Genomic DNA, 19,801 nt, shown 5'->3' with positions numbered 1-19,801 from the left:
CTGTTAAATTTTATGTGTGTTTAACAAATCGATGATATGAAAATAGTGTTCTGGATAGTCCATCATCAAGCGATGTTCGATATGATTGCAGATTGTTTGACTTTTTTTGGCATAGTTTGCAGGATGCGCATACGTTACTTTGGAAGGAATTCCGTTGAAGTCAATTTTTACACCTTCAACACCTTTTTCGGCTTCACTCAGCACGGAAGTTACGTCTTTGTTGTAATAATCTGTCATGCAGTAAAACAGGTATTGTTCGTAGATACAGTTAAAATATCCTACGTTTATGTTGCTTAAATTGTCTGCATTTTTGTCTACAAATTCAAAAGCTTTTTTACAGTATTCTTTTAGAAAAGAAATATCATTTCCGCCAAAAACACCTGCATTGCACGATTTTACGATTCTGTTTTTGAGCCGTTGTTCTTTGACAACTTTCGGAATGTAGTTTAGATTTTCTTCAACTTCGTTTAGAATTGGGTAGTAGAATGGTAAGTCTGCATCTAGGTTTTGAACGATTAAAGGTGCATTGTTTATTTTTTCATCAAATTTCTCCCAGATAAATACATCTCCATCAATGTGCATAAATGGTTCGTCTTGAATGGAATATGTGTGCAATTTCCCAATTGCCCATAAATCGTTGTGATAGTGATTTACTTTTTCAAGTGTAATTTTTACCGAGCTATACGGTAATTTCAGTTTTTGGATTAGTAATTCTTCTCCTTCTTCATCCGTGACCAATTCGACACGATCGTAAAATGTATTGAGTTGCAAACAACTGAGTGTCCAACTCATAAAGTTATAACGTTTGTCTAGCCAACCACCATTGAAACGGTCAAAATCATTTATATCTTTAAATTTCAAACTTGGTTTCGACCAAAAACTTTGTACTATTTTCATAAATTATTTTCTCTTCTTCGACTTCACGTCTGATTAAAAAATGACGGTTTTAAGGTTATTTTTTTAGTTTTTAATTGAAGGGGAATTTATGCTAGGTGTACTTTTTGTTACTTGTTGATTGTTTATATGAGTCCTTTGTATAATTTTTTAGCGATTAGTATTTTCATGATTTCATTGGTACCTCCATAAATTTTGGAGATTCTGTTATCAGCAAATCTGCGGGAAATAGGATATTCCCACATGTATCCGTAGCCACCAAATAATTGGAGACATTCGTCCACAACTTTGTTGCTCATTTCAGATGCTGAATATTTGGCAATTGCTGCTGATTCAGGAGTTAATTCTCTGCGTGTTTCTAATTCTGTACAGGTATCTATGAAAGCCTGATGTATTTGTAATTGCGCGGCACATTCTGCCAATTTGAATTGTGTGTTTTGAAAGCCTGCAATTGGTTTTTTAAATGCTTTTCGTGTTGCAGTATAGTTTAGAGTTTCTTCGATGGCTCCTTTTGCAGCTCCGATACTGGCTATTGCAATGGTTAATCGTTCACGAGCGAGTTCATTCATCATTAATTGAAATCCTTTGCCTTCTCCGTGTAAAACTTGTTCTTTTTTTACATGTACATTATCAAAAAATAGTGAACATGTATCTTGCGCATGCATTCCAAGTTTTTTGAATGAAGTTCCTTTGCTGAAACCTTCCGTATTTGAATCTATGAGTACTAATGTGATTCCTTCATGTCCAGCATGCAGCGTTGTTTTTACAGCTACTATTGCAAAATCGCACAGCAAACCATTCGTTACAAATGTTTTTTCTCCGTTTATGATGTAATGCGAACCTTTGTCTACAGCCGTTGTTGTAATGCTCGATAGATCGCTTCCGCAATTGGGTTCCGTCATTGCGATGGCTCCAATTTTAGTTCCTTTCGCCATTTCAGGCAAATACGTGTATTTTTGTGTTTCTGTTCCGTAGTTTACAATGTAATTGGCTACAATGTCTGAATGCAGCGAAAATCCAGGTCCAGTGATTCCGTAGAAGCCTAGTTTTTCTATGAATAATGCACTAAAGGTAAAATCGAATCCAACGCCTCCATATTTTTCAGGAACGTCAATACAGAGCAAGCCTTGTTCGCCCGTAAGTTTCCAAATTTCCCGAGAGACCATACCGTTTTTTTCCCATTCAGCATGAAAAGGAAGGATGTCTCTTTTTATAAAATCATCGATCATTAAACTGATAAGCTCATGATTTTGAGTATTGTATGTTTTTCGGTTAACTAGAAGATCTGTTAGCATGCACTGTATTATTCTTTAAATCATTACCATATAGGCACTACTATCTATGGTTTTTACTTACGTAAAATAGTGAAAAAAAATGATTTCTGAACAGATTTTAAAATGTTAGTCGTGAGAAAAACATATCTGTCAGCGATCGTTTATATTCTTTGAAGAAAATGCAAAATCTGTGATTTTATGCGCTATTTTTTAGAGATACTATAGGAGTGAAAAAGTAGTTAAAGAATTGGATATTTTTGATTTTTCTTGTTTTAAAAACCTCTTTTTTATTCTGTCAAACAAAAAACTTATAATTGGTCTTGTAAATATTCTGAAATCTATGCTTAATTTACATGCGAAATACGATTGCATATAATTGAACGTGCAGCTTATCATTTTGATATCGCTTCACAGAATGCTGTCGATCACATTTTTAATTAACTATTTGAATGAAATTAAAACTCACCAAACAACATATTGGACTTGTTCTAGGACCTACACTATTTATCATAATTACACAATTCTTTCATCCCGAAGGATTAAGCGCAACGGCGAATGCCATTTTAGCTTCCGCAGTTTGGGTAGCCATTTGGTGGATTACTGAAGCAATTCCTATTGCGGTTACTGCATTATTGCCGATCGTTTTGTTTCCTTTAAGTGGCGGATTAACTTTAAAAGAAACAACAGCTTCCTACGGACACAAATATATTTTCCTGTTTATTGGTGGATTTATTTTAGCGATCGCGATAGAAAAATGGAAACTTCACAAACGAATTGCGCTTACTATTATAAAACTCGTAGGTACGAATGTGGTCAATATTATTCTTGGTTTTATGATTGCGACTGCTTTTTTATCCATGTGGATTTCAAATACCGCAACCGCCGTGATGATTTTACCTGTAGGAATGGCAATCGTAACACAGTTAAGAGATAATCCAAATACCGTTGAAGATGAAAACTTAATTTTTGGCAAAGCATTGATGTTGGCAATTGCATATAGTGCTTCTATTGGTGGAATGGCTACGCTTATTGGCACACCGCCAAATTTAGTCCTTGCGGGCGTAGTACAAGAAACGTATGGCGTTGAAATTACGTTTTCACAATGGTTTTCTTTTGGTTTCCCCATAGCACTCGTATTATTAACCATCTGTTGGCTATATCTTACGCGCGTTGCTTTTAAGTTTAAACAAAAAGCATTTCCAGGCGGCCGCGAAGAAATAGATAAACAATTGGAAGCACTTGGGAAAGTTTCTTATGAAGAGAAAACCGTATTCATCGTTTTTGCATTGACGGCTTTTGCTTGGATTACCAGGTCTTTTTTACTGAAACAATTTATTCCCGCTATTGACGATACAATCATTGCAATTGCTTTCGCTATTTTGTTATTTATACTTCCAAGTAAAGAAAAAAATAAAAAGATCATCGCTTGGGAAGACGCGGTAAAACTACCTTGGGGAATATTGTTATTGTTTGGTGGTGGCATGGCGTTAGCATCAGGATTTGATTCTAGTGGCTTGGCATTGTGGCTTGGAGAACAGATGACAAACCTTCAAACATTGTCACTCTTTTTAGTACTATTCATTCTGATAACAGCAGTAAACTTCTTAACCGAGATCACTTCTAATTTGGCAACAACCGCCATGATATTACCTGTATTAATCCCGCTGGCAACAATTTTAAATATACATCCTTATTTTCTAATGGTTGGTGCAACTGTTGCGGCTTCTTGTGCGTTTATGCTTCCTGTGGCAACGCCTCCAAATGCAGTAGTTTTTGGTGCTGGATATTTAAAAATTGAAGATATGGTTAAAAAAGGAATTTGGATGAATGTTGTATCCATCATTCTCTTGACATTGATTGTTTATTACTTCCTTCCACTTATTTGGGATTTAAAGTGATGAATTTTTAATCTTACAATAATCCTTTATAGTGACACAGGTCATTTTATACGACCAAAGACTGTCTTAATTTTGCTTTATAAAATATTGTTAAACTAAAATTATAAAATTATGTCACTAGTAAAATTTGGAAAAAGAAGACCCTTCGGAAACCTCATTGCCTCAGATTTTTTTGATTCCGATCCCATATTTAGTAATCGCTTATGGAATTCAGACATTATCAATAAAGATTTCTGGAATGGAAAATCGCAAGAACCTGCTTTAAACGTTAAAGAAACAGATGAAGCTTATGAAGTAGAATTGGCTGCTCCTGGGTTTTCGAAAAAGGATTTTGAAGTAACCATAGATGATGGCTGCCTTAATATTTCAGCAGAAAAATCAGAATCAAAGGAGGAAAAAGAGGATAATTACACAAGAAAAGAGTTTAGTTATAATTCTTTTGAAAAACGTTTACAGCTTCCCGATTCAGTAAAAGATGAAGATGTCAAAGCAACATATAAAGACGGCATCCTTAGTTTTGATCTTATCAAAAAAGAAGAAGCTAAAGCAAAAAATCCAAAAAGAATTGAAATTTCCTAATGCATTGTTTTCAGGAAATTATCTTCAACAATGACCCTTTTACCAAAACTATACGTACAAAATATTTGGTAAAAGGGTTTTTAAATTATAGAGTTTAGAACTCCTGAAATTCCATAAAAAAAAGAACATTGAACTTCAACAAATTCAATGTTCTTTTGTATGGAATAGATACGTTGTAATTGGTATGCTATTTAATCGTTTTTCGTTGGTAAAGTTGGTATTACAGCTTATAAAAAAGTACCATTTTCATCGGTTTTAACTCTAATGGTTTCCTTACCATTGGTCAATTTTAATTTATAGATTTTTTTAGAGTCCCATTTTTCCTCAGAATATACCACTTTATAGATGTCTTTATCTACGCTCCAATTGGGAAATCTTTTAGTGAGTGCTTCACTCACTGCTGAAGGCAGTTTTACATTTTTATAGCGTTCAATGGTTTTGATTAACTTACCATTTCTATCATAGGAAGCCAAAGCATACCCTTTTGGTATATAAAAAGATACATGATATTCATTATATTCATCATTGTAATACTCTTCTTTTGTAACATCGAAGTTAGCAAGTTTCATCTGCAATTTTTTCACGTTTTCATCGATATCTCCATCCACCACTTCAAAAAGATATTTGTATTTAACAGGAAAGATTACAACTTCGTCGAGTTCAATTATTTGAGCAAATGCAGGTGTGGTTAGACCGCAAACTAATAAAAAAAGAATTAGATTTTTCATAATATTAAAGTTTTAAATTTTTTAATACTCAAAGTTAGCGAGTAGTTCATCCATGTAAAATGATCTAGGTCATTAGAGGTATTTCAAACTTACTTATATGTGACATTTTGAGGTTACATAGGTATTAGTCACATTTATTACACACCTACCTCATTGAAAATGACTTACATTATTCTTTAGTAAGCTTTTAGAAAGAATCGTATTATTTGAATGTTAATACTCATCATTTTTTATGTTAGCAACTGATATGAGAAATATCATTTTAAAAACTACTTCCTATATGTACCTTTACATATATGACTAACTACCAGAAACATACCCAACTATTTCAACATATTTTTGAAGCTTCTTCTCAAGCTATATTTGTTATAACTGAAGAAAAGATTATTCTTAAAGCCAATCTAGCTGCGCAAATAGCATCTGGTTATACCGAAAAGGAATTAGCGAACAAATTTATAGATACCGTAATTCCTGAATTATCGAAGAAAATTGAGACTGATTCCAATGAACATTTATCTGAATTGTGGCTTAAAAAGAAAGATGGTTCTCAATCGTTGATAAACATACAGTTAAATACTATTGCGAATAATGAAGGTTTTGACACGGTACTATTTATTGAAGATGTTACCGATAATTTAATTTATAAATGGGCGCTAAAAGGAAGTCAAAAGAGCCTATCCAATATTGAGAGTGAAGGAAATCTAGGGAATTGGTATTGGATTTTTAAAACCAACGAACGTTATTGGTCCGATGAGTTTTATAGAATTTGCGGATTGTCACCTGACGATGATCGCTTAAATGCTGAAACAGCAATTTCATTTATACATCCTGATGATCGAAAAATGGCTATTGAGGTAGTGAATCAAGCTATTGAAAATAATAGACCTTATCATTTTGAAAAAAGAATTGTACATCCTAATGGTATAATTAGAAATGTAATTGCCCGTGGAAATGTCGATTATGATTCAACAGGTGCTCCTATTGGTATGAGTGGTACCATGAGAGATATCACTGCATTGAAGAATAAACAAAAAGAGCTTCTAGATAGTAATAGAAAACATCAAACACTTATTGATAACTTGAACGGCATCGTATATTCTTGCCAAAATAATCAGGAATATACAATGGATTATATAAACGACGGTTGTTATGCAATTACTGGGTATACTAGTGATGAATTCTTGAATGGTTCAGTACATTTTGGCACTATTATTCTAAATGAAGATCGTGTGTATGTATGGAATCAAATACAGGAAGCATTGTCTCAGAAAAAGCATTATGATATACAGTATAGAATAGTGTGCAAAAAAGGAACTATCAAATATGTTAGAGAGATAGGCTGTGGTGTTCATAATGGTCAATATACGCTAGAAGGCTTTATTACAGACATAACGCAACAAAAGAATATGCAAGATATTCTTGAGTTTATTACAGAAGATACAACACTATCCCTCATTGGAAATAAAATCATTAAAACTATTGAATCTCAAATTCCTGAGTGTGCAGCCATTATATCCATAAAAAACCTTACAACAAATAAGTTTGAAAGACTTTCAGAATCTAATGCAATAGAAACTTTCTCAACATCTATAGATGAAACTAAACATCCTGACCTAAAATTATTGCATCCCGCTTTTAATTCCAGCAAGGCAATACTCATTACAAATATTTTGAATCACAAGAACTGGATAAACCAAAGAGATCAAATTGTAGCATCTGGTTTAAAATCGTGTTGGTCATTCCCTATTCTCTCCTTGAAAAAAAATCACTTAGGATTCCTTTCTATATACTATACAGATGAGAAACAAATATCTAAAAAGGATAAAGAAATAATTACTGATGTTGTTAAGTTACTAAAAGTTGCAATTGAGAAAAATCATACGAAAACCAAGTTAAAAGAAAAAGAAGAACTACTCAAAGCCTACGCTCAAAAGCTAGAAGCAAAAGTAGAAAAACGAACAGAAGAAGTAGCTGCGACTGTTGAACAATTAGTGGCAACAAATTTGAGCTTAGAAGATCAAAAACTAGAGACTGAAGCTGCCGAAAAAATTGCCTTGGCAAGTAAATCATTATTGTCAACCATTGCTAAAAATTTCCCGAATGGATTTATTATTGTTTTCAATGCTAATTTTGAAATTCTTCTCGGAGAAGGTCAAGCAATTTATGTATTAGGGTTACACAAAGTGATTTTTGAGGGGATGTCTATTGATGATTTATCAATCTTTTCTGAAAAGCAAAAGACCAAATTAAAAGAAGATATCGTAAAAACGATGCAAGGTGATCATCTTAGTTTGGAGATGCAATACAGGAAAAAATACTTTTCTGTGAATACGACACCCTTAGTCGATAAAAACAATAACGTAGCTAGCGCATTGTTTGTATATAATGATATTTCCCAACAAAAAACAATTGAACGCGATGCACAAAACGCTTTAAAAAAAGAACAAGAACTCAACGAATTGAAATCACGATTTATTTCTATGGCATCGCATGAGTTTAGAACTCCTTTGAGTGCTATACAAACCTCAGCCATCCTTATCGGCAAGCAAAATGAACCTGGCAAAGAAGAAAAAAGAACGAAATATGTACGTCAGATAAAGAATAATGTAAAACATCTAGTCGTGATTTTAAACGACTTTTTATCGCTTAGTAAGCTTGAAGAAGGTAAAATTACTGCTCATAGAGAAAATTTTGATCTTGTGAGTTTAGCAAAAACCGTCGTGGAAGAGATATCGACTACAACCAAGACAAATCAAAGCATCATATTTTCATCTTCAGAAGATACACTTTCATTCAATCTTGATCCAAAACTAATCCGTCACATATTAATGAATTTGCTGTCCAATGCAATCAAGTATTCTCCAGAAAATTCAACGATTCATTTTAATATTGAAGAAGAAGATTTGTTTGTTGTCATAAAAATTAGTGATGAAGGTATTGGTATTCCTAAAGAAGAACAAAAAAACCTATTTGAACGTTTTTTCAGAGCAAAGAATGCGTACAATATCGAAGGTACTGGTCTCGGACTCAATATCGTAAAGCAGTATGTAGAACTTATGGACGGTAGTATTGATTTTACTAGTGAAGAAAATAATGGAACTACTTTTCAAATAAAACTACCAAAACCTACCTAAATATAAACCCATGAAAAAAATATTAATCATCGAAGACAACCAAGATGTACGCGAGAATACAGCCGACATTTTAGAACTAGCCAATTATGAGGTTTGCACTGCGGACAACGGAAAAAAAGGCGTAGAACTTGCAAAAAATGCGAGACCAGATATCATTATATGCGATATTATGATGCCCGGACTTAATGGATATGAAGTGCTACAAAACCTTAGTGAAGATAAAAAAACAGCGAGTACGCCTTTTATTTTCCTTACTTCAAGAACAGAAAGAACAGATGTTAGAAAAGGAATGAATCTTGGAGCAGATGATTATCTGACAAAACCTTTTGAAGAAAACGAACTTTTGGAAGCTGTCGCAACCAGACTGAATAAACATACTTTCTTGAAAAAAGAATTCTCGAAAGACATTAAAGGCGTGAATCAATTCTTAGACGAAGCGTCCTCTCACGAAGGCATGGAGCATCTATCTAAAGATCGCAATAGCAAAACATATAAAAAAAGAGAAACGTTATTTATGGAGGGCGACGCTGCTCATACGCTATATTTTATTCAAAGTGGTTCCATAAAAACCTATAAAACCACAGAATCGGGAAAGTGTTTAGTTACTGGTATATATGGTCCAGGTCAGTTTATTGGGCAACTCTCTTTACTTTCGAATATAGGAACCTATACAGACACTGCAACAGTTTTAGAACAAGCAGAAGTATTTGAGATCCCAAAAAAAGATTTTAAAACATTGATTTATGGTAATAAACTAATTTCTAACAAATTCATTACGATGATCTCCAATGATTTGATTGATGTTCAAAAACAATTAGTCAGTATGGCATTTGCGACGGTTAGACAGCGATTGGCAAAAGCACTACTCTATCTATATGATAACAAAAAACTTCATAATTCAACGTCTGAAGGAATTGATATTTCAAGAGAAGATTTAGCAGGTCTTATTGGTACAGCTACCGAGACAGCCATTAGAATGCTCACTGATTTTAAAGATGAAGGACTCGTCACTATTGTTGAACGCAGAAGAATTATCATTCAAAATAAAAAGCAGTTAGAGGACATTGTACTTTTTGGATAGTAGTAAACATTGACCCACGTCATTGGAAAAAAAGAATGCTAAAACTAATTTAGTAGGACAATGATTCCATATTAATATAATTACAATGATTCCTCAAGAAGATAAAATAAAAAGCAAACAATTTCTTATAAAAATATATCCTAACTTATTGCAAATAGAAAAAGTTATAAGAAATATTGTTCAACATAAAAATGGTTTACAGCTACAAGTATCCATCTTAGGTAAACTTGCTTCTAATTATTCAGATAAAGAAAATGCATTAGATGAAAAAATAAAGAAAATAAGATGGGAACTAGCAGGCTTTCTAGGCAAACATATTCAATTTGGTTATTTCAATAATTCAGAAATTGGAATTCTCTTTATAGTTGGTCATTTAACAGAAACATTTTTATGCAAGATAGATGGTAAAGAACTAGGCTCATTGCCCATTGGACTGTTTGGTATATTTAGAGGTATTGGAATCAAATTAGGTGATATTAATCGTTACATAAAAGAATTACAAAACGCAAACCTCTTGTTGATCATAAGAGGTGAAAAAGAATCTTTAATAGCAATAGAAAATTTAATGTAAAACATACTAATAATCAGTATTTCGAAGATTTTAACGTGCCAAAAGATGTTCAGTTAGTGGATAAAACAAATCTTTTTTAAAACAGAAACGGGAAGCCTAGACTTCCCGTTTCCTATGAAGATCCTATTATTCTTTCATCAATGCCAATCGATCAAAACAACTTACTTTTAGAAAGTTATTACCAATGGATTTTAGGAAAAAACATTTGTCACTTCACAATGGCCTTTAGCACTTTGCAGTAGCTAGAGGCTATTTTTTTAAGGAAACCGAAATACCGAAATAGTCCGGTTTCCTTGAAGATATCAAATGTAGTTTAAGACTATTTGCAATTTAGTGTATCGCTATTGCTAGAAATACAGAAAAGGCAAAACTTAATATACTTTTGGATACCTCCAAGATTCAAGGGTATTGCTATCCAAGAATCTATATTTTTATCTTTTCAAAGAACTTGCTGTTGTAATTATACTGCTAATTTAAGGCGGTTTTTTTAGATACAAACTGACCTAGGTCAGTTAGAGTATATTTTTATAGAATTATTAGTAGTACACTTATAAATGTTAGTGCTTTCATCATTTTAACTGTAAAGTTTGCGTGAATTACGTATTTGCAAAGAAACAGACAAAACTAAGGTTATGAATGACCTAAATCAGTACTATTTAGTTGTTCTTAAACGAACATGTGATTAAAAATAAGCCCTTTTAATCGTTTTGGAAGTTCACCTCTAATATCTTCCATTTCACCGCTAGACACATATTTTCTTAAAGCTCTAAATGTTGAGTATATATAATCTTCAGCAATTTCATTAGATTCAAAATCGTACAAAGATGTTTTACCGTCAAACGACCTAATGAGATCTATAAACCCTTCTACATCCTTTACTTTATTCTTATTCGCTTTCATAGACCATCCATTTACATAAACAGCTTTCAAAAACATTGGAAGTTGCGCTAGTAACTGTAATGATTCTTCTATGGAGATTATGGAACGTAAGCCGTGTAAAATAGCGCTAAGTATGCGTCCAGCACTTTCTGGATTGTCAGGGAGACCAATTTCCTTTGCATACTCTTTAAGGAATGTATTCCCTTCTACTGCGTATTGATTAAAATTTAGTGCCATAACTTATCGTATTTTATTACTTGAATTGTTTATTTGATTCTTCTAAAATTTGTATTGCAATTTTATCGTCTACGGAATTAAACGTAGTGTAAAATTGTCCCACTGCTCTAAAATGTCTTGGAATAAGCAAACAAACCGTTTCATCTACAAAGGGAGAATTGTTCAATTTTTCGAGTGCTGATAATGATGCTACTGGAACCGCAACTATTATTCTTGAAGGCTCTTCATCTTTTATAAGTCGTATAGTAGCTAACATTGTATTTCCCGTGGCTATACCATCATCGACAATAATGACGATTTTGTTTTTAAGAACTTTAGGTTTGGAATTCTTATAGTATTGATCTTGACGTTGACGTAATAGTGCTCGAATACTTCTGATTTCATCTTCAATATAACTCATGGAAACCTCGCCTGAATCTGTAATAAATTTGTTTCCTAGACTAACGGCTCCAATAGCATATTCTTTGTTGATTGGATGTCCAATTTTTTTTGTCAGTACTACGTCTAAAGGAGCATTGAGTGCTTTGGCTACAATAGCGCCTAGCGGAAGACCTCCTCGTGGAATAGCAACCACTACAACATCTTTATTCTTGTAATTAAGTATTCGTTGGGCGAGCTGTTTTCCAGCATCAATTCTATCTTTAAACATAGTCAAAGGGTTTAGCGTTTATCTTTTCTGCAAACCACTTGGCCGCACTTATTGCCACAGTTTCTAATTTTCCTTTTTCTTCAAATAAATGTGTAGCGTTTGGTATAATCTCTAAACTTCGTTCACATTGAAGCTTTTGGTATGCTTGTTTATTTAATTGAATGACTATGGTGTCGTCTCCACCTACGATCAATAATGTTGGTGTGCTTACTTGTTCCAAAAATTCCATTGCAAGATCTGGTCTACCTCCACGTGATACTACAACTGCAACAACACCTTTTAAAGTGACCGCAGCTCTTAGAGCAGATGCAGCACCAGTACTTGCGCCAAAATAACCAATGGGAAGTGTATCCGTTTCTTTTTGCTCCTGTACCCATTTAGTGACTTCTATAAGTCTGTTGGTAAGAAGTTCTATATTAAATCGGTTCTCGTAGATTGCGTCTTCTTCTTCCGTCAATAAATCAAAAAGCAATGTGGCTAACCCTTTCTTTTGAAGTATTTTTGCAACGTAGTTATTTCTGGGGCTTAACCTACTACTGCCGCTTCCATGAGAAAAAATGATAAGTCCCAACGCATTTTTTGGAATACATAGTTCTCCAAGTAAAGCAACATCTTTTAAGCCAATGGTAATCGATTTATTAGTACATTCTTTTAGCATTTTTAGAAATGATTAAGTTTCAACTCAAAGAAACTTCAATATCATAAGTATAACAATGATGTAGATCAGTAACCTATTAATCTTCAATATTTAGATCATTGTTTTTAAATCTGAAAATAAATTCATTGGCTGACTCAGGTCATTTTAAAACCGATCTATCCATACTACATTTGACCAATGCTAATTTTTAAAAATTTAGAACTATGTCAGTATTAAAAGTAATTGAGGTATTAGGAAACTCTACCGAGAGTTTCGAAGATGCTGTGAAAAACGTCGTTAATGAAGTGTCAAAAACAGTTAAAAATATTAAATCTGTTTATGTGGAAGATATGCAAGTAACCGTAAATAATAACCAAATAGTAGAATACCGAGTGAATACAAAGGTTTGTTTTGGAATTATAGATACAGTATAACTAGTCATTTTGGGTGACGAGGATTCCTAAAAGTATAATGGATTGAGAAGCCTTATCTTTTAGGAATCTGTTTTTTATACTACTAATGAATCTTAGCCAATCTCCTTTTTTCAATTTTTATTTAGCACTATTCATACTTTTCGTATTGGTTTCAAAAACCTTCTAAATGTTCTAATGTTTATCAACTGACCCTTGTCATTTTATTTGGAATCTACTATTTGCATCTTTACGCTTAGTATAAACCTCAAAAATTATAATTATGGCAAATCAGACTACTTTTTACAAGAGCCGCAAAGAGCTTCAAATATCTATAAAGCGGACACTACCAAATCTTGTTAGACTTAAAGCAGCGGAAAATAGAATTGCCTTTAATCAATTGCTCTTAGAAATAATCCCAGAAATAAGACGGTATATTATTAAAAAAGTGCGTAATGCAATCCAGAAAGGGCATTTCCCAAAGAATAAATACACTGCTGATGATTTTATAGACCAATTATTTATTGAGGTTTACGATCACATTCAAGACTTTTCTAATGAAGATGAGTTTTATGTTTGGTTATATAAAAAGACCAATGAACTCCTTGAAAACACTATAATTGAAGAAGAATTCGATAATCTATTCTTTCAAAATATAGATGAATATTCTAAAAAAGAATGGGATCAAATGCATGAAAAATTTACTGCAGAAAGTGATGGCGATCTTATCATGAAAGAAGAACTTGACGATATTTCTTATTACAAAGACCCTTATACTTTGAATGATATTTTTATAGAAAACACTGAAAAGGAACTTGTAATAAAGATTGATAAAATCTTACATAAAGAGGCTGTGGACAGGCACATACAAGTAGTTTTACACAACTTACCAGACGCTATGCGCACAGTTTTTGAACTATTTACGAAACAACATCTTACGCTCGCAGAAATTGCAGAAGTAAGGAAAATATCCATTGAAAAAGCACAACAACTTCTCAATGATGCTAGAAAAGGGTTGAAAATAAGTTTTTTCAATAGGTATGACTAACAGTTACTATATAAATGAATTACAAGGACTATTACAAAATATTAGGTGTTGCAAAGAACGCATCTGCTAAAGATATTAAAAAAGCGTACAGAAAACTTGCGGCTAAGTATCATCCTGATAAGAATCCTGATGATAAGGCTGCCGAAGAAAAGTTTAAAGAAATTAATGAGGCAAATGAGGTTTTGAGCGATAAGGAAAAGCGTGAGAAATATGATGCATTAGGTTCTAATTGGGAAGCATATCAACACACAGGCGATGATTGGAGAGATTATGCAAATCAACAGAATCAACAAAAACGGTATCATCAAGAAGGTTCTTCAGCGTTTTATGATGCTACCGATGGGACAGATTTTTCAAGTTTCTTTGAGACATTTTTTGGTGGCGGTAGACAATCAGAAAGACAAAGGAGAAGCTCATTTTCTGGCGGTGATATTCAAGCTGAATTGCCAATTACATTACTTGAAGCTTATCAAGGAAGTAAACGCACTTTTGAAATTCACAATGAAAACTTAAGAATTACTATAAAACCTGGTTCTTATGATGGCCAACAATTAAAAATCAAAGGAAAGGGACAGCCAAGTGTCAGTGGTGGCAATAGAGGTGACTTGTATATTATTTTGAAGGTACTACCCGACGTTCGATTTGAAAGAAAAGCTGATGATCTGCTATACAACGCCTCAATAGATTTATATACTGCGATTTTGGGAGGTAAAATAGAAATTTCGACACTTACAGGAATCCTGAAAATTACGATCCCAAAAGGAAGTGAAACTGGAAAAAGGTTAAGACTCAAAGGCAAAGGAATGCCTAAATACGGGAAACAATCTTCTTATGGAGACATGCTCGTAAAATTGAATGTCATATTACCTAAAAACCTAACAAAACAAGAAGAATCCTTGTTTAAAGAATTGAAGAGACTAAGAATGCAAAAAGAAAACACAACCTACGGCGTATGAAATTAAAGTTAATTCAATGGCAAACAATGATGTTTCAATAGTAGTAAACATTAGAAAAAGACATAGTTATGAAAACCATATTACAAAAAAACACGTATGACTTAACGTCTAGCATTGATGATTTTTTAGATCTTTATTATTCCTTAAGCATGAGGTATTGGGCAAGTGATTTATTAAAAAAAGGACTTTCGCCTAAACAAATTAATACCGCAGTTATTGCTGCTATAAAAATAGCCAATTCTTCAGGTCTAGAAATCCGAAAACATTTTAGACCTATGTTTAGTGGAACCAAACAAGACCTCATTCAAGATTGTAAACTCTCGCTTTTAGGATACGGATTAGTGCTTCTAAATGCTGACACAAATCTTTCTATAGTAGGAACTTTCCAAGTAGAATTGTTAGAAAGGTTTCTTCAAAATAAATTTTAAATATCTATAATCGAATTTATAGCTATTGTATTACTTGTTATCCTTTTTTATATTATTTCTACGAACTATCAACACCTTAGAATTCTAAAATTATTTTAAACGCAACACCATTGAAATGACTTGGGTCATTTCAGGCACTATTGAGACTTAGTTTCTTTGTAATCTAAAATAACTCCTTATGAAAAACAATAAGTTATCATTTTTTGTCATTCTAATTTTAAGTCTGTTTTTTTTGAAAAGCTGCGGACCAATTATTCTAGCACCATATCCTGATAATCCGCCACCAGCATGGTTTTACCCAAATAGAATTGAATCTGTACGATATGTCTATTTCCCAGATTATGTTATCTACTATGACCTCTCTTTACGACAGTATATATACTTAGAAAATAACGTTTGGATTCGTGTAAATGTACTTCCGTTACGATATAGAAGTATCAATCTTAATCGAAGTAGATATGTACGTGTAAGAGGATATAGAGATACTAATATTAGAACATACCACAGAAGAACGTATACAAACAGTCCTAGATCGAGCAGAACTTCAACGACAAGAAGTAGAAGAAATTAATTTAGAATCCTAAAAAATAAAAAACACACATAGACAATCATTAAATCTAAAGAGATAGAAATTATATAAATGGAGATTAAAACTAGGTGAAATTTAATATCAAAACTTATTCAAGTAAATGATACGCTTGCTTAGCAATTTCCAACTCTTCATTAGTAGGGATGACCAATATTTTCACATTGGATAAAGGAGTATTAATTTCCCTTATTTCTTTAGATTTCTTGTCATTTTTAGAGTCATCTAAAGCGATCCCAAAACACTCTAAATTTGAACATACCATTTTCCGCAACAAACTAGAATTTTCACCAATACCCGCCGTAAATATAATAGCATCCAATCCGTTCATCGCTGAGATATAGGAACCAATGTACTTTTTAATGCGATACGCATTCATCTCCATAGCGAGTATACACGCTTTATTACCTTTTTCAACCTCATCTTGAATCTGTCTTAAATCACTATATCCTGTAAGTCCCAACATTCCACTTTTATTATTGAGCAAATGTTCAACGTCTTCTAAAGGATACCCTAATTTGTTTACTAAATAAAAAATAATAGAATGGTCTATATCACCACTTCGAGAACCCATAATGAGTCCTGTAGAAGGTGTAAAACCTAAACTATGATCTATACTTTTTCCATCAACAATAGCTGTCATACTACAACCATTTCCTAAATGAATGGAAATGATTTTGGAATTCTCTAGTTTTAAATACGCTATTGCCTTTTCAGAGACATACTTATGACTCGTTCCATGAAAACCATATACTTGTATCTCGTTTTCTGTAAAAAGCGTATTGGGTATCGCATATTTTTTCGCGACTAACGGAATGGTTTGATGAAAAGCAGTATCAAATACCGCTACTTGTTTTGCAGCAGGAAATAATTGCTCAGCAAGTATAATTCCCTGAAGGTTATGAGGATTATGCAACGGCGCTAAAGCTGCATATTGTGCTATTTTATCCTTTACTTCAGTATTGATTACTGTTGTATTTGAGAATGAATTTCCACCATGTACCACACGATGTCCAACCATCGTAATATCGCTTATATTTTGGATAACTCCTTTTTCAGCATCAAGCAATAGAGAGGCGATTTTTTGTAGCCCATCTTCATGTGTTTCTAAAGCATCCGTTTCTTCAATTTCAATACGATCTGTTTGATAGCTAAATAAAGTGTTCTGAGAACCTATTTGCTCTACCATACCTTTACAAATAACGCTTTCTGAAGGCATTTGTATCAGTTGAAACTTTATAGAGGAACTCCCAGAGTTTATGACCAATATATTCATTCTTTTATGAGTTTAAATTTCTTGTGCCTGAATTGCTGTCACAATAACTGTATTAAAAATATCATCTACAGTACAACCACGACTAAGGTCATTCACAGGTTTGTTAAGTCCTTGTATAATTGGACCGATGGCGAGTGCTTTTGTTTCTCTCTGTACTGCTTTATACGTATTATTTCCAGTATTCAAATCGGGAAAGATAAATACATTGGCTTGTCCGGCAACTTCAGAATTAGGCATTTTAGTTTTCCCAACTTGCATATCTACAGCGGCATCATATTGAATAGGTCCTTCAACTTTAAGATCAGGGCGTTTTTGCTTTACCAATTTAGTTGCTTCTCGAACGCGTTCCACATCTTCGCCTGTTCCAGAAGTCCCTGATGAATAGGATAACATTGCTATTTTTGGTTCAATACCAAAAGCTACACTGGTAGCAGCCGAAGAAATTGCAATCTCTGCCAATTGTGCAGCCGTAGGATTCGGGTTAATTGCGCAATCTCCATAAATACTCACACGATCTTCTAAGCACATAAAAAATATAGAGGAAACTAAAGCTATTCCTGGCTTGGTCTTCACAAATTGAAGTGCTGGACGAATCGTATGTTGTGTGGTATGTACTGCGCCAGAAACCATTCCGTCTGCTTTCCCCATATACACCATCATGGTTCCAAAATAGGAAACATCTTCCATAAGATCACGCGCCATTGCTAAATTTACATTCTTATGCTTTCGTAGTTCATACAATGCTTCCGCGAAAGCATCAAAATCAGCAGATTCATTAGGATTAATAATGGTAACCTTATCAAGATTTAATCCAATATCAAACATTCCAATTTTAGCTTCTATTTGCTTTTTATCACCTAGTAAAGTAATACGGACAATATCTAAATCAATCAATTGTTTGGTCGCTCTTAGGATACGTTCGTCGGTTCCTTCGGGTAATACAATATGTTTTTTATGAGATTTTGCTTTTTGTAATAAGTTATACTGAAACATTCTAGGTGTAATACCATTTGATTTAAAAGTAATTAAGCTTTCAATCAAAGTTTCTACCTGTACATGTTTTTCAAAATCGTTAATGGCTGCCGTTATTTTTTGAGTGTTTTTTGCATAGATCTGAGACTTAATAGCGCCAATATTATTCGTTACCGAAAACGTACCGCCTTTCGCAGAAATAATAGGAACAATGTCTGACAAACCTTCTATCAATTTGCCAATTGAATCTTCAGGAATGAGACCGCCAGTAAGCACTATTCCCGATATTGACGGATAATTTGCTGATACATTTGCCTGTAGTGCGCCTAAGATAATATCGGCACGATCTCCTGGAGTAATGACCAAACTATTCGTTTTTAAGTGCGTTAAATAGTTTCGCAATTGCATAGCTCCAACACTAAAACCTCCAACTTGATTGTTTAAAAACTCTTTTCCAAAAAGAACCTTAGCATCTAGTGCATCAACAATTTCATTAATCGATGGATTGGCTAAGACTGGATTGAGTGGAATGGCATTTACGATCACTTTTGATGGTAATTTTCTTTCCAACTCAGCAACAACTATCTCCTGATTTTCAGGTGCAACTTTATTTGCGATAATAGATACAACTTCTACTTCCTTATCCTTAAATGAATCGTAAGCAATTTGTAAATCGCCAACAAGCTCTTCTAATGTTTTTCCTGTACCGCTAGTCAAAATAATGGCTGGAATCCCCAAATTTCTTGCGATTAAAAGATTAATATCAAACTCTATTATAGATCCTTGACCCGAAAAATTAGTCCCTTCTACAATCACAAAATCAAAGCGTTTTTCTATAGCTTTATATTTTTTGATAATCGTACTAATAATTTCATCGTCTTTATCCGCATTCATTTTTTGAATAACTTCACTTCTTTTGAAAGCATACGCATCTTCAAATTTCAGGTCTAAATTAAAATAAGAGGTAATGGTATGAATATGATTATCGGTTTCTCCAGATTCAAAATCATCAATAATAGGTCTAAAGTAACCTACTTTAGCCACCTTTCGCAATAGCGATTGCATAAGTCCTAGAGATACAATTGATTTACCACTATTGGACTCGGTTGTAGCAATATAAATAGCTTTGTTCATTAAATTTATGTCTTTATATTTTATTAAAATATGAATACTGATTTTGCTAATTTCCCTGCTGTATATAATACTCATACAGTCATCATTTGTACACCATTCTTACCTAATCGTGTTAGCCATATCAATGACTGTAATATAAGCATCTTCTAGCACATTTCCCACAGCACAACCAATAGATTCATCCAATTTAAACCTTGTACTATTTTATAAAATATAAACAACACAGGATGATCATTTTGCATGGCATTTGTGAGCTTTCAGGGTATTAAATTCTTTCTTATAAATATTCGTTCTAATTATTTTAAACTGATCAACATCAGTGTTTTTTTAAGTACATATATAGACATTTGTGACTAATTTTTAAAGGATTTAGTTATGAAAGTAGAACAAATTTACACAAGCTGCTTGGCGCAAGGAGCTTATTATATAG

At 33.2% G+C, this 19,801-nt stretch carries 18 protein-coding genes; 10 read left to right on the top strand and 8 right to left on the bottom strand.

The window, feature by feature from the left end:
* Positions 1–3: 3 nt before the first annotated feature.
* Together H2O64_RS23480 and H2O64_RS23475 are read right to left on the bottom strand one after the other, a co-directional pair.
* Complete coding sequence (locus H2O64_RS23480; protein WP_187564691.1) at positions 4–897, bottom strand: DUF6734 family protein; 894 nt, start codon at positions 895–897, stop codon at positions 4–6.
* Positions 898–1,019: 122 nt separating this feature from the next.
* Complete coding sequence (locus H2O64_RS23475) at positions 1,020–2,189, bottom strand: acyl-CoA dehydrogenase family protein (RefSeq protein ID WP_187564690.1); 1,170 nt, start codon at positions 2,187–2,189, stop codon at positions 1,020–1,022.
* A gap of 428 nt (positions 2,190–2,617) precedes the next feature.
* Between H2O64_RS23475 and H2O64_RS23470 the strand changes: the two genes are divergently transcribed.
* Both H2O64_RS23470 and H2O64_RS23465 read left to right on the top strand, forming a co-directional pair.
* A complete protein-coding gene (locus tag H2O64_RS23470) occupies positions 2,618–4,066 on the top strand; it encodes an SLC13 family permease (RefSeq protein ID WP_187564689.1) in 1,449 nt (482 codons plus the stop codon).
* Positions 4,067–4,177: 111 nt separating this feature from the next.
* On the top strand, positions 4,178–4,645 hold the full coding sequence (locus H2O64_RS23465; RefSeq protein WP_187564688.1) for an Hsp20/alpha crystallin family protein: 468 nt from the start codon (positions 4,178–4,180) through the stop codon (positions 4,643–4,645).
* 227 nt (positions 4,646–4,872) lie between these two features.
* Here H2O64_RS23465 and H2O64_RS23460 read toward each other — a convergent pair whose 3' ends face one another.
* Positions 4,873–5,373: a nicotinate-nucleotide adenylyltransferase gene (locus H2O64_RS23460; RefSeq protein ID WP_187564687.1), complete on the bottom strand. Its 501-nt coding sequence runs from the start codon at positions 5,371–5,373 to the stop codon at positions 4,873–4,875.
* A 296-nt stretch (positions 5,374–5,669) separates the two neighbouring features.
* Here H2O64_RS23460 and H2O64_RS23455 point away from each other — a divergent pair, with 296 nt between their 5' ends.
* From H2O64_RS23455 to H2O64_RS23445, 3 genes are all read left to right on the top strand, one after another.
* A complete protein-coding gene (locus H2O64_RS23455; RefSeq protein ID WP_187564686.1) occupies positions 5,670–8,507 on the top strand; it encodes a PAS domain-containing protein in 2,838 nt (945 codons plus the stop codon).
* 10 nt (positions 8,508–8,517) lie between these two features.
* Positions 8,518–9,588 (top strand): response regulator, encoded by a 1,071-nt coding sequence (locus H2O64_RS23450; RefSeq protein WP_187564685.1) that lies wholly within the window; start codon positions 8,518–8,520, stop codon positions 9,586–9,588.
* 85 nt (positions 9,589–9,673) lie between these two features.
* Complete coding sequence (locus tag H2O64_RS23445) at positions 9,674–10,159, top strand: hypothetical protein (RefSeq protein WP_187564684.1); 486 nt, start codon at positions 9,674–9,676, stop codon at positions 10,157–10,159.
* A gap of 666 nt (positions 10,160–10,825) precedes the next feature.
* Here the strand turns inward: H2O64_RS23445 and H2O64_RS23440 are convergent.
* Genes H2O64_RS23440 through H2O64_RS23430 form a run of 3 tightly spaced genes read right to left on the bottom strand, consistent with a single transcriptional unit; the run spans position 10,826 to position 12,582 of the window.
* Entirely contained in the window at positions 10,826–11,275 is a 450-nt protein-coding gene (locus H2O64_RS23440) for a DUF2267 domain-containing protein (protein ID WP_187564683.1), read from the bottom strand.
* 16 nt (positions 11,276–11,291) lie between these two features.
* On the bottom strand, positions 11,292–11,924 hold the full coding sequence (locus H2O64_RS23435) for a phosphoribosyltransferase (protein WP_187564682.1): 633 nt from the start codon (positions 11,922–11,924) through the stop codon (positions 11,292–11,294).
* Entirely contained in the window at positions 11,917–12,582 is a 666-nt protein-coding gene (locus H2O64_RS23430) for a dienelactone hydrolase family protein (RefSeq protein WP_187564681.1), read from the bottom strand. Before H2O64_RS23430 ends, H2O64_RS23435 begins: the two co-directional genes overlap by 8 nt.
* 203 nt (positions 12,583–12,785) lie before the next feature.
* Between H2O64_RS23430 and H2O64_RS23425 the strand changes: the two genes are divergently transcribed.
* From H2O64_RS23425 to H2O64_RS23405, 5 genes are all read left to right on the top strand, one after another.
* Positions 12,786–12,995: a dodecin family protein gene (locus H2O64_RS23425; protein ID WP_187564680.1), complete on the top strand. Its 210-nt coding sequence runs from the start codon at positions 12,786–12,788 to the stop codon at positions 12,993–12,995.
* Positions 12,996–13,254: 259 nt separating this feature from the next.
* Positions 13,255–14,019: an RNA polymerase sigma factor gene (locus H2O64_RS23420; protein ID WP_187564679.1), complete on the top strand. Its 765-nt coding sequence runs from the start codon at positions 13,255–13,257 to the stop codon at positions 14,017–14,019.
* A 14-nt stretch (positions 14,020–14,033) separates the two neighbouring features.
* Positions 14,034–14,975: a DnaJ C-terminal domain-containing protein gene (locus H2O64_RS23415; protein ID WP_187564678.1), complete on the top strand. Its 942-nt coding sequence runs from the start codon at positions 14,034–14,036 to the stop codon at positions 14,973–14,975.
* Positions 14,976–15,043: 68 nt separating this feature from the next.
* Positions 15,044–15,403 carry a hypothetical protein gene (locus tag H2O64_RS23410; protein ID WP_187564677.1) on the top strand — a complete coding sequence of 120 codons (360 nt, stop codon included), beginning with the start codon at positions 15,044–15,046 and terminating at the stop codon, positions 15,401–15,403.
* 178 nt (positions 15,404–15,581) lie between these two features.
* Entirely contained in the window at positions 15,582–15,974 is a 393-nt protein-coding gene (locus H2O64_RS23405; protein ID WP_187564676.1) for a hypothetical protein, read from the top strand.
* A gap of 106 nt (positions 15,975–16,080) precedes the next feature.
* Here H2O64_RS23405 and H2O64_RS23400 read toward each other — a convergent pair whose 3' ends face one another.
* Together H2O64_RS23400 and pta are read right to left on the bottom strand one after the other, a co-directional pair.
* A complete protein-coding gene (locus tag H2O64_RS23400; RefSeq protein ID WP_187564675.1) occupies positions 16,081–17,265 on the bottom strand; it encodes an acetate/propionate family kinase in 1,185 nt (394 codons plus the stop codon).
* Positions 17,266–17,277: 12 nt separating this feature from the next.
* A complete protein-coding gene (gene pta / locus H2O64_RS23395) occupies positions 17,278–19,371 on the bottom strand; it encodes a phosphate acetyltransferase (RefSeq protein WP_187564674.1) in 2,094 nt (697 codons plus the stop codon).
* Positions 19,372–19,801 lie beyond the last annotated feature (430 nt).

Source organism: Kordia aestuariivivens, from assembly GCF_014397005.1.
Classification (GTDB): Bacteria; Bacteroidota; Bacteroidia; order Flavobacteriales; family Flavobacteriaceae; genus Kordia; species Kordia aestuariivivens.
This window is presented reverse-complemented; position numbering and strand designations above follow the sequence as displayed.